We start from the raw sequence: 10,635 nt of genomic DNA on the forward strand, positions 1-10,635 counted from the left end.
GGCCCCACCGAATGGCAAGGCGAATTGGCAGGCGGGCCTTTCCCTTCCTCGCCACGCGAGCGCGTTCACCCTCAATCCGAAGGACTGCTGCGTGCAAGCTCATTCAAAGGATTGAGGCGCAACTAACTTAGTCTAGCGCTACGCCCTTCGTGACTTTGTACTTTGCTCGAAAGATGGAGCTGAAGCTCCGGCTTCCGAGGAATGCGTGATGAAGAAAACGAGAAACCGGGTCAAACAAACGACGTCGCTGCAGGAGCGAATCGCCGCGTTCGCGGATATTTTCCAACAAGCGTCTCAAATGCCTGCGGGGTCGACCGCGACCATCTCTTGAAGAGGGCTGACACGGCGGAGATTGCAGCAGACGTCGACGAACGGGTCTCCTCGACGGCATCTCAATCGCCGACGCCACAGGCTTGGAGCGCTCTCCTCCCTCCAGGTCAGGAAGAGCCTCCGCCGACCGGGGCTATTCCGCACTAGGAACGAATGCCTGCTCCTGGCGTTGCGACAGGATGATCGAGCCCATTTCAATTCTCGCCGAAGACGCTATCCAAATCGCCTGGGATTTTCTCGAACGTTCGGGAGAGATCGGCGACCCCTACACGGCAGGCCGCTTCCTGACGAAGACCATCGACGAGATGGCTGGCAACGGCGAGCATCGTAAGATCATGCTCGCAAACCGTGTCATTGAGGTCTATCGAAGGCACAGGCGAGCGGTTGCGGCATGATCAATCCCAATTGTCCGATCTGCCGCGGTCTGGGCTGGGTGTGTGAAAATCATCCGCACCTCGCGTGGACGGCGGAGCCGCACGGCTGTCAGTGCGGGGCAGGGATGACGTGCGAGTGCAACAAGTCCGACGACATCGACAAGGGCGTTGAAGAGCCCGACGTGAACGGGGTGCTCGATGAGATCCCGCCCGCCGAGAGCTAGCGTCGCGCTGCCTTCTTGCGCCGATTGTAGGGTGAGCGGTTGACGGGCCGCAGCGAAATGCCCTCGCGTGGTCTGTGCATCTTCAGGCTGATCACGCCTGTCGGCGTGTTCGCCTTCGCCAGTGACCGCAACTGCTTCACTTCCTTATCCGTCCATGGTTCGCGCGAACGGCGCTTGTACTTCGGGTTTACCTTGCGCGCTCCCTTCTTGCCGATTGGCGATCCCGGGCGCTTCCACGATGCGACTGCCATTTGCGATCCTCCTGCATCGTTAGGCTCGAATCGGGATCTTTGTTCCTAAGGACACTCAAAACAAAGGATGCAGGTCACGTCGCCCGTGGTACGCCGCGCGGCGTGGTTTGGCAGCGTCGGAGAGTTCGTAGCGCATGATTCGACCCGTTCGGTTTGAGATCGGAAACATAACGCGGCAGTCGGTTCAATGAGTCCGCGTGTGTTTGCCCACGGTGCGGTCGCGATTTGCCGCGAAAGCGAAAGCATTTTGCTCAATTTGAATTTGAGCATGGCCCTGAGTCGACATTCGCTTCTGCACCGGCCTCGCCGGATCTAACCCAGCGGAGCCTGTGGAGGTTGCCGGCCACTGTCGAATCGTATGGGATGTGATGAGATTGAAACGCCTTGCCTCCGGATCCGACGGCATACGAATAGTATGGAAGTTTGTGTTCGACTAGTCGCGGGATAAACCGTCCTCGGACGAGCACTCCGGACGGGGGTCGCCGATCGAGTCGAGCATCTTTCGTTCACAGCGTCTTCGGAAGAAACGCCACGCGGCGGATCCTGGCGGGTTGTCTCAAACGCTCGCTCTCGGGCATGCGGATCGACGCGGTCAGACATCCAGCTTTGCTCTGAGCACTCGCGAATGGTGCGGGCGTCCTGCAACACGAAGATCGTCCATCCCTGCAGAGCGTGGAACGCCGGTCGCCTTTCACTCAACATCATCTTCCCCGTCCCGAGCTGCTGACTCAGACCAGGGATTCCGAAATGCCATACTTGCGGTTTGTCCACTGTTCTGCCGGCCTATCTATAAGCCTAGGCAGCCGCCGCGGAGTCTCCCTTCTCGCCACTTGCGACGACCTTGAGCGGACCATCTGGGAGCGGACGCTGCAGCGCCTCGGCACGTCCCAAGGCGCGCGAATCCAGACATTGTTCCTCGGTGTTGTCTGGATCACCGGCATCGCGTTCGGACGAACACGTTCGATCTCGACATTGGGATCGCAGGTCAGAGAGCCATAGACGTCGATGGCAACCTCGCTTTCCTTTGCTTTCACACTCGTCCAGTTGGTCCCTAGGCTTGCGAACGCGACGAGGAGCTCGCATCCGACGCGAACCAGACCGGCACTTTCCTCCCCTTCGATCGTGTCGTATTCTGAACGACGTGAATGGCAAAACAGCACTGGCCGCGGTCGGTCAGTTGAAGGCCCGTGGCAATCCGCGGATCTCGGTAATCAGTCCTCAAGGATGACCACCACTTCCACCTCGCAACCTTTCGCCGTGGGCGTCCTGATCATGCTGCCTTTCATCTGCGCGGTCATCAGGTTGATCAGGCGCGTCCCCAGGCCACTTTTGGCCTCTGACGGGCATCCGATTCCATCATCCCGTACCGTGATTGCGACCTGCTCGTTTCTGCTCCGGACATCGACTTCCACGGTGCCCGGTCGTCCGTCCGGAAATGCGTATTTGAAGGCGTTAGTCACCAGCTCGTTGACGATCAAACCGATCGATGCAGCTTGCGAGCTCTTCACAGCGATTTCTTCGCTGGTCACCCGTATCGCAATCGGGCGCAAGCCCCGGTGGAAGTCAGCGAGGCTTCCGCACAACGCCTCCAGATAGGCCGAGAGATCGACCGTGCTGTTAACGGAGGTGTCGCGCAGCCTGTCATGGACCTTAGCGACCACCTCGATGCGTGCGAGGGCGGAGGTGATCGCCGCTTGCACGGCAGGGTTGGAGTCTGATCGCGCTTGCAGGCGCAGGATCGACATGATTGTCGCAAGGTCGTTCCTGGTCCGATGCGCGAGCTCCATCAGCAGCACGTCCGCGTAAGCCTTCGCTTCCGAGTGCTTCTCCAAGGTGGTACGCAAGGCTTCGGTCACTGCCGCGATGCACAGCCCGCTTATCAGGACAATCAAGAGCGGCAAGATCTCAGCGCTCAAAGGCGGCGGCATAAAGTATCGCAGGGCAAGCGCGGCGCTCGCGCCAGTGGCAAGGAAGCCGGATCCGCGATCGAAGATGACTGAGGCTAGGAAGATGGCCGGAATGAACAACACCAACGGATAGGGCTTCAACTGGTCATCCAGCAGGAGCTTGGTCAGGAAAGCCAAGCCGACCAGCCCCAGGCTCAAAAGATACCGTACCCAGACCGGGTAGCTGGGCTTAACTGAAATGAAATGAAGCAGAAGCCGGTCCATGAAAGGCAACGAAGCGGTTGGACGACGTGTTCCTGTCGCACGACGCAGCGCGTGAGCGTGCAGCGTGGACTAAAAGGCCGACGAGTTGTCTTGCCGCTGCGCCAGCGTTCGAATCGCCTAGGAACGATTCAGTAAAGCGTGAGTTCGTCTCGAAAGAAAATTCAGACGAGAAAACGTCAAATTCCAAGACGGTAACGCCATGATGCGATCAGTGCAGAAGCTGAGGCGCGAGTCCGAGCGCAGCCGCGCAGAACTCGCCGTGACGGTCGAATCGATTGAGGGAACAGATATCGGATAAAGCATCCGAGACAAGGTTTCCCCGCAACACATCAAATCCAAAGTCTTCGATTTGTTAAAGGGAAGACCAAGGGCGGGGTTAAGGCGGTGATGCAACGGGCCTTGGATAATCCCCTGCAGGCAGTCGCTGCGGATACCCAGTCATGGTGCCGCTCCTGCGCTCGGCGAGCGGCTACCACTCCTGACGATAGGCGCAGGTCTTGCCTTAATCAAAAGCTCGCGACGGAGCCGCGGAGGCCATCGCCCCGGCAACAGAGGAAATGCTGGATAAGGCGGCCGAGCGCGCTCAGGCACCGCGGAGCGAAGCCAAAGACCAGTCGCTTCGGTTGAAAGCCGCGCCAGGGACATCGCCCGCGACGCGCAAGGTAAGGCCGCTGGCAAAGCCAACGATCTCAGGAACCAAACGGCGCAGGCCACCACCGCGGTGAGCGACAAGCTCAGGAGCGACGTGCCGGCCGACACGGACACGGCGTCGATCGCGCCGGCAAAGGCCAGTGAGATCGTAGGCGACGATGCCGCGCTGATCGGCGGGTGACTAGGGATCGCGATCGCGCGACCATCGCCGCGGCTCTCTCCCCGAGACCGGAGCCGAGGCGACGGGCCAAGCGAGCGATCGAAGCAGGCGGCAGGGGAGGCGACGCAATCCGGGTTTGAAACGGCCAAGGAAGCGACGATGTCCGCAGCCGACGCAAAGGCGAAGAGCGTCAAAAGGCCGATCTGGACGATCACGCCAGCCGCATGACGCAAAACAGGTCGAGACGCTCCAGAGAAAATATCATTAGCAATTTAGACCTACCAGAAGACGAATTTCACCTAGAACCAGAACACAGGTTCTTCACAGACCCTGAAAGTGCAGGTGGCCGACGCCCGCACCGAGATGATGCAACGCGCCGGAGATGCACAGCGAGCGTCGATGGTATTGCCCGCGACAAGCTCAAGGAAGCGTCTAACGCAGCCAAGGAGATAGCCTCCGATCGTCGTGGTGCTGATTTGGGTGTACTGCACTCGCAGACCACGCGGTGGCGCGAAGCGGCGGCTCACTGGCAAGCATTGTGCCGAGTTTTATGGACTTTAAGTCATGACGGCGTCTTAAAGCTCCCGCTTCGCTCGGCCTTGCCCACGTCTTGCAGTAACAAGAGTCGCATGTTGGGGCCTGCGCTTGTGATGCCCGCTTCCTGAGCGAGCCATTATGCTTGGCGTGGGCGTGCGCGACCTCCGCGCTGATCTGGATGACCGGTGCTCGCATGCGATATTGTCCATCTCTCCCTTCAAGAAATTAAGTGCGTTCGGAGGCGGGATTGATGCTGAGCCGTGCGATCATTCGTATTCGACAGAGAATCCAATGCCCGTTCTCAGCAACGATGCGTAAATCGAATTTTAGCTCGCCCGAGAGGTAGTTTGCGTCCAGGACGTAGGCGACCGTCATTTCACTATGTGAATCGCGGCGATCAGCTTGGTCACGCAGTGCTTGCGTTTCCCCAACGAACGAAAGCGGCCCCAACCAGGGAGCCGCCAACCCGGCAATACGGATTTTCCTCCGGCAGTCGGGGGCGCCTTTGGCCAGCCGGAGCGACAGATAGACGCCCTGGCTTCTCGATGGTTCCTGCCTGCCAAGCGTCTGAGGGAAAAGGTGGCAATCGCACATGAGAGCGTTAACAATGGCTCCTGTCGGGTCGCGCCGACACTAGACAACTGGCCTCAGCATCGGCCTCCAGGCCCAAAGGTGCTGAGGCCTATTTTTGGCCGGATACTTCGCCGAATATATTAGGATGATTCACGCGAGTTACTTCTGAAACCGCGACGGGCGTGATGATCTGGCGTACAGGGCAGGCGATTTTCATCCGATATTTTTTCAGCCGAAACGACGACCGCTGCTTCTCGGCCGACAGCGGTTCGGCGATCCAACTCGGCCCCAGCATGATCCGAATGCTGGGGTCTCTTTGATCAGGAACGAAGCAGATGCAGCGGCATTGGTCGCCCTGTTCGGTGCCGTATCGCTATCGGCACTGAGACGGCCAGTTAAAGATTAGCCCAGCTCCCCCCGGTCGTGGGGGGGCCTTTTTGGGAACAAAGCTGCAAGGAAGCCCTGCGAAGTGAGAGAACCCAAACGATGCCTAGTTCGGCAAGGAAGTCAAACCGACGGCCATCGAAACGGGATCACGTTGCCATCTGTAGCAAGTGAGACTCGAGCACTCGTTCGTAGACGTGCCGCCTGGAATGGGCGCCGGCGTTATGCAGATAGCTTGATCGCCATTTTCATCAGCGCTGCACAACAGGAGTAGTGTATGTGGAGTCGTTGGGAAGCTGCGCTTCGTACTGCTTGGCTTTCTCAAGTAAGGCATCGCGAACTGGACCTTGCGGCAACAGTGCGGCCTGGTGGCGCGCCTCCCTCGCGCATTCAGCGAGTTTACTTGCCAGATCGTCGGTCTCGCGGCTCTTGGCCTCCCGGGCCAAGCGCTCCGCTTTCAACCTTTCGCGGTTCTCATAAAATGCCTTTTGCGCTTTAGCGTAATCGCTCAAAGCTTCTTTCGCTTCAGCCTCTCTGAATACCTTGCGGGCTTCTCTTTCCGCGCCTGAGGGTGTGCTCCTCCGCTCTCGAACGTTGACCATGTTGAACCTCCTTTTCGGGTTCAACAAACTCAACGCTCAGATAGGGATTTCGATCCTGTCGGCCTAGCTGGCTACTTGAGGCTAACGTGATTGCCGGCCCTTTCTTGGCCGGCAGTCCAGAAGGTCGGGCAACGGTGTTAGCTCGGGGCGCGGTTCGGGACTTGTCTCGGCGGCAGGTTCGCCCTCGGCTTCAATCCCGCGGCGACGGCTGATCACAAGGCCAATTAGGCCGATCAGTACCAGCATGGCTCCGGCAAGTATAAGCCAATGCGGCAACTCCAACCATGCTATCGCGGTCTTGATCATATCCACCACGACTCTCGACCCGCTGGCTCAAGTTGAATTTCGGTCGCGTCTGACCTTCTGAAATTCCGCCGGTCCTTTAATGAGCCGACGCTTACGACTGGCTTGGTCCTCTGGACTAGCTGCGGCCTCGGCCATCCCGCCGATCGCGTCTCCGGCCAATTCGCGGGCGCGTTGCTTCGTATCTTTGCGCTGTCGCCTGTCCTCGCTCTTTCGAGGGCTCTCGTTTTTTGCGCTCAAACCGATCTCGACCAGCCGGCGGACGGCCTCGGAGCGGGTCGGTTTATCATCCTGCCGAGCAGCCCAGTCGTCGAGTTGAGCCATGAACTCATCAGAAAGGCGAAACGTACGCGACGGGTCTTTGCCAGTCGCCGGGCGGCCTCGCCTTTTAGGTATTCCCTTTTTCATTGATCGCTTCGTATTTGTGCAATACCTTAAATAGGCTTGAAAAACAAGTGGCCCGCGGTGCGCTTGGCTTAGCGTTCGCATTTGATTCCGATGGCTCCTTTCGAGGCGGTGCTGACCATTGGACGGCAGGTCAGCAAGGTCTTGCCGAAGGAGAGCGGCGAGAAGCTCACCGGGATCGCATCATGGTAACCATCGAACTTGAGCGCGAGGCGGGTCCGGCGATCCCAAGACAAGTCGTCGCCATCGAGGCCGCCAAGAATCCTGATCTCGTCATCGCGGAATTGCCGGTGATCTAGCCCAGGGGCTATTCGCCCGCTGCACCTCGGCGGTCGCACCCTGAAGAAGCCCATTTGGACGAGATCGTCCGGATGGTGAGGGAGTTCGGTGGCGAAAAGTGCTTGCCGACGAACGAGGAAGATCCCTCTAGCGTCCCCGCATCACTTGCGATCGGGCTCCTTGGCTGGCGGACCGCTCTTGTTTCCCGGCAGACCTTTGACGTTGGAGGTGTCCTGATGCTGGACGGTCGGATCCTGCTGGTTCGAGCTCGAGTTGGCGCCGATGGTCTCACCCGGCTTGGCGGCTGGACCATTCTTGTTGCCCGGCTGGCCGGCTATACCGGCACCCGAGTTCTGCGCGCTCGGATCGCCGGAGACATCCGGCTTCGTGGTCTGGGCAAGTGCGACGGGGGCGGAAAGCGCCAGAGCAAAGACCAGTGCGCTCGCAATGCACCTCATGGTGAATTCCTCCTCTGAATTCTGCGGCTACTTTCAGCTCGAACGTCGCATTGGCTCGTGCGTTCCTGGAATTGGCCGCGAGGCCGTTCTTTCTTGCGCTGAACCGTTAGCCATCGGCAGCGTCCTGGGCTCTGGGTGGGCGGCGCCTGCCTGAGCCTCTTCTCCCTGCGGCGACCACCCTGGCCCGCTCCTCGCAGAGGGCGCGCAGCTCCTCCAATTCGTCGGCGGAGAGGTGCTCGATGCCGACAAACGAGTTCTGGACGCTTCCGGTTCGGATGAGCTCATCCAGCTTGACCTGGATCGCAGCGCTGTCCCGGTTCTGTGAGTTCTGGATCAGGAAAACCATCAGAAAGGTCACGATGGTCGTGCCTGTGTTGATGACGAGCTGCCAGGTGTCGGAGAATCGGAACAGAGGTCCCGTGACGGCCCAAATGACGATTACAGCGCAGGCCAAGATGAAGGCCGATGCACGGCCGGCAGCCTGCGAGGCCTTGTTTGCGATGGACGCGAACCACCGCCGCGGGTGCCGCTCGCTTTCTTGATAGCGCATGCAATCCTCCTTCTATCGAACCCAAGCCAACGCCCTGATCAGCGCCGCTCACGGGACGAGCGGAGACGCGAGCGTACCGAGGCGTTCGGAGGCGACGGGCGGGTAGGCAGGCCTGCCGGCGGCGAGAAGCCGCCCATAGTGGTCCTCGTAGGTCCGTGCCATCCTGTCTGAGGTGAAGCGCTCTTCGAACCGCGCCCGAACCTTGCGCCGGTCGATCCGTGCCAGCTCCTTCACCGCGCGCATCGCCTCCGCTTCGTTCTCGACAATGAACCCGGTCACTCCTTCGTCGATGACCTCCGGCACCGATCCGGCCCGATAGGCGATGACCGGTGTGCCGCAGGCCATCGCTTCGATCATCACCAGGCCGAACGGCTCGGGCCAATCGATCGGAAACAGCAGGGCCGCAGCGCCGGACAAAAACGACTGCTTCCCCAACTCATCGACCTCGCCGATGAGCTGGATCCGATTCCCGTCGATCTCCGGCTGAATACGCTTTTTGAAGTAGCCGGTTTCGCCTCGAGGGACCTTCGCAGCGATCCGCAGCGGCATGCCGACCGCCCGCGCGATCCGGATGGCTTCCTCGGGCCCCTTGTCCGGCGTGAGCCGTCCGAGGAAGGCGAGGTACGACCCGGGCGCGTAGGATGGCCGAAACAGACCGGCCGGCAAACCGTGATGAACCGTCCCGCACCAGTTCGCGTCCTTGAGCGGAGCGCGCTGGCTGTCGGAAATCGAGACGAAGGACGCCTCCCGAAACTGCCGAACCACCTCGCCGATCCCGGGCAGGTCGAGGCGCCCGTGCAGGGTGGTGAGGAAAGGGATCCCGCACCGGCTGAGGGCGGACAGATGCAGCCAGTCGATGTGCGCATGGATAACGTCGAACTCGCAGGCGCGACGCGAGACCGCTTCGATCAAGAGCGTGCACGCCGTGTTCGGGTCGACGCGCGGGCGCCCGAGCCGCAGGGCGCGCGGCCACACCGCATGTAGCTCTCCGCGCGTCCTGGAATCGCCGCTCGCGAACAGGGTCACCTGGTGGCCTAACTCGACCAGCTCGTTGACCAGCCAAGCCACGACCCTCTCCGTGCCGCCGTAAAGTTTCGGTGGCACGCTTTCGGCCAACGGAGCGATCTGGGCGATCCGCATCGGCCTCCGCCCCTCAGCTCTCGGCGGCGCTGCACGAGGTTGCGCATAGCAGCAGAAGGCCGGCGACAAGCGCGACCAGGACCGCTGCCACCGATAACTGGGCATGTCCGTGCGCTCGTCGGCGACGCGCGAAAACCGCTCTCATGGTGCCTCGCAGACCGACCGCGGTGACGCGGCGGCTCCTTCCTGTGCGTAACGTGCGGTGTCCGACCGCCTCGCTAGGCGACCGGCACCCCATAGTAATCGTCGACCGAACGCCTCGTTTGTGCGTCCCAATTCCAATTGCTCTCGTCGGCGTATTTGGGAGCGCCGCGGAGCTGGTCCTGGGTGACGCCGATGACGTATCCGCCGAGGTTCGTGTCGTACTTCAGAGTTTGCCAAGGCAGCGGATAATGATCGTCCCCGATGCCGAACACGCCGCCGAAGCTGAGCACCGCGTAGGACACCTTGCCGCTGACCTTATCGATCATGACGCGCTCGATGTAACCGGCTTTCTGCCCGTCGGGCCCGTACACGTCCGTGCCTTCGACCTTGTCGCTTCCAATGAGACTGGCGGTCTCCCGATCTTCCATGGCCATGTCGACCTCCTGGAGTTTGCTGTTTCGCGGTCAACGGAAGCGACATCGCATCCGTTCCTAAGGCGGCGACGGGGTGCGCCCGGGGCAGTCCATGCAGCCTTCGACGATTTGGCTGCCGGAATCGGCGCGGATCTTCATCGGCTGCACGTCTTAGTGCCGGTGCTACTTCCGACCCGAGGGTACTTTGGCATTCGAGTTGTTCGGGTTCTTCGGTTGGCCTCGCGATGCCCGATCACGCATCCAGACGCAGCGCCAGGTTTGCCATGCCGGCCATATGGCCGGCGACTCCCCGACGGTTGCGCCCTTGATGCAGCCCTGCTTCCGCCGGCGATCGATGCGAACGTCAAGAGCCACACCGCTGTCAGGATCGTCGGTGACCAGTCCCGGCAAGAAGACGAATTCCAGAGGATCGGCCCGGGATCACACTCAGGCCGCCTCCAGATTGCCTTTGCCGAGACCGACAACGAGGCAGCACGTCGGAGCCGCCCGGTCTCCTCGCTGCCGCACCTGGAAAATCTGAAGGTGATCTGGGGCTGCGCGAGCATGTCCTTCTGAGAGCCGACGGCCATCGGCCAAGCACCGCATTTCGGACAGTTCACTAGATCATTCGTTTCGAGCATCGCGCGGCTCCTCAAGCTGCGTCCCGCCATGGGCGAGGCGCCTCA

Annotated in this window: 11 protein-coding genes; 2 read left to right on the top strand and 9 right to left on the bottom strand. The window is 60.6% G+C overall.

What is annotated here, in order from left to right; all coding sequences use genetic code 11:
- Positions 1-509: 509 nt before the first annotated feature.
- Complete coding sequence (locus tag QA639_RS09255) at positions 510-725, top strand: hypothetical protein (RefSeq protein ID WP_283089607.1); 216 nt, start codon at positions 510-512, stop codon at positions 723-725.
- Positions 722-928: a hypothetical protein gene (locus QA639_RS09260; RefSeq protein WP_283089608.1), complete on the top strand. Its 207-nt coding sequence runs from the start codon at positions 722-724 to the stop codon at positions 926-928. Before QA639_RS09255 ends, QA639_RS09260 begins: the two co-directional genes overlap by 4 nt.
- On the opposite strand, the gene QA639_RS09265 is transcribed toward QA639_RS09260, so the two are convergent.
- The 9 genes from QA639_RS09265 to QA639_RS09310 all read right to left on the bottom strand — a co-directional run bounded on the left by QA639_RS09265 (position 925) and on the right by QA639_RS09310 (position 9,970).
- Complete coding sequence (locus tag QA639_RS09265; RefSeq protein WP_283089609.1) at positions 925-1,179, bottom strand: hypothetical protein; 255 nt, start codon at positions 1,177-1,179, stop codon at positions 925-927. The genes QA639_RS09260 and QA639_RS09265 overlap by 4 nt on opposite strands.
- A 1,211-nt stretch (positions 1,180-2,390) precedes the next feature.
- Positions 2,391-3,350 (bottom strand): sensor histidine kinase, encoded by a 960-nt coding sequence (locus QA639_RS09275; protein WP_283089610.1) that lies wholly within the window; start codon positions 3,348-3,350, stop codon positions 2,391-2,393.
- Positions 3,351-5,380: 2,030 nt separating this feature from the next.
- Positions 5,381-5,566, bottom strand: a complete 186-nt coding sequence (locus QA639_RS09280; RefSeq protein ID WP_283089611.1) for a hypothetical protein — start codon at positions 5,564-5,566, stop codon at positions 5,381-5,383.
- Between the two features lie 340 nt (positions 5,567-5,906).
- Positions 5,907-6,257: a hypothetical protein gene (locus tag QA639_RS09285; protein ID WP_283090724.1), complete on the bottom strand. Its 351-nt coding sequence runs from the start codon at positions 6,255-6,257 to the stop codon at positions 5,907-5,909.
- A 333-nt stretch (positions 6,258-6,590) separates the two neighbouring features.
- Complete coding sequence (locus tag QA639_RS09290) at positions 6,591-6,884, bottom strand: hypothetical protein (protein ID WP_283089612.1); 294 nt, start codon at positions 6,882-6,884, stop codon at positions 6,591-6,593.
- A 521-nt stretch (positions 6,885-7,405) separates the two neighbouring features.
- Positions 7,406-7,702: a hypothetical protein gene (locus tag QA639_RS09295; RefSeq protein ID WP_283089613.1), complete on the bottom strand. Its 297-nt coding sequence runs from the start codon at positions 7,700-7,702 to the stop codon at positions 7,406-7,408.
- 106 nt (positions 7,703-7,808) lie between these two features.
- On the bottom strand, positions 7,809-8,252 hold the full coding sequence (locus QA639_RS09300; protein WP_028337228.1) for a low affinity iron permease family protein: 444 nt from the start codon (positions 8,250-8,252) through the stop codon (positions 7,809-7,811).
- Positions 8,253-8,300: 48 nt separating this feature from the next.
- Positions 8,301-9,392, bottom strand: coding sequence for a glycosyltransferase family 4 protein (locus QA639_RS09305; protein ID WP_028337227.1), 1,092 nt, complete (start codon positions 9,390-9,392; stop codon positions 8,301-8,303).
- A 218-nt stretch (positions 9,393-9,610) separates the two neighbouring features.
- On the bottom strand, positions 9,611-9,970 hold the full coding sequence (locus QA639_RS09310; protein WP_028337226.1) for a PRC-barrel domain-containing protein: 360 nt from the start codon (positions 9,968-9,970) through the stop codon (positions 9,611-9,613).
- Positions 9,971-10,635: the final 665 nt, after the last annotated feature.

The organism is Bradyrhizobium pachyrhizi, assembly GCF_029714545.1.
GTDB lineage: Bacteria > Pseudomonadota > Alphaproteobacteria > Rhizobiales > Xanthobacteraceae > Bradyrhizobium > Bradyrhizobium pachyrhizi.

Bases quoted from the DNA above. Each gene is read 5' to 3' on its own strand.
- QA639_RS09300 (WP_028337228.1), bottom strand. From the start codon at position 8,252: ATGCGCTATCAAGAAAGCGAGCGGCACCCGCGGCGGTGGTTCGCGTCC.
- QA639_RS09260 (WP_283089608.1), top strand. From the start codon at position 722: ATGATCAATCCCAATTGTCCGATCTGCCGCGGTCTGGGCTGGGTGTGT.
- QA639_RS09295 (WP_283089613.1), bottom strand. From the start codon at position 7,702: ATGAGGTGCATTGCGAGCGCACTGGTCTTTGCTCTGGCGCTTTCCGCC.
- QA639_RS09285 (WP_283090724.1), bottom strand. From the start codon at position 6,257: ATGGTCAACGTTCGAGAGCGGAGGAGCACACCCTCAGGCGCGGAAAGA.
- QA639_RS09310 (WP_028337226.1), bottom strand. From the start codon at position 9,970: ATGGCCATGGAAGATCGGGAGACCGCCAGTCTCATTGGAAGCGACAAG.
- QA639_RS09305 (WP_028337227.1), bottom strand. From the start codon at position 9,392: ATGCGGATCGCCCAGATCGCTCCGTTGGCCGAAAGCGTGCCACCGAAA.
- QA639_RS09290 (WP_283089612.1), bottom strand. From the start codon at position 6,884: ATGGCTCAACTCGACGACTGGGCTGCTCGGCAGGATGATAAACCGACC.
- QA639_RS09265 (WP_283089609.1), bottom strand. From the start codon at position 1,179: ATGGCAGTCGCATCGTGGAAGCGCCCGGGATCGCCAATCGGCAAGAAG.
- QA639_RS09275 (WP_283089610.1), bottom strand. From the start codon at position 3,350: ATGGACCGGCTTCTGCTTCATTTCATTTCAGTTAAGCCCAGCTACCCG.
- QA639_RS09280 (WP_283089611.1), bottom strand. From the start codon at position 5,566: ATGCTGGGGCCGAGTTGGATCGCCGAACCGCTGTCGGCCGAGAAGCAG.
- QA639_RS09255 (WP_283089607.1), top strand. From the start codon at position 510: ATGATCGAGCCCATTTCAATTCTCGCCGAAGACGCTATCCAAATCGCC.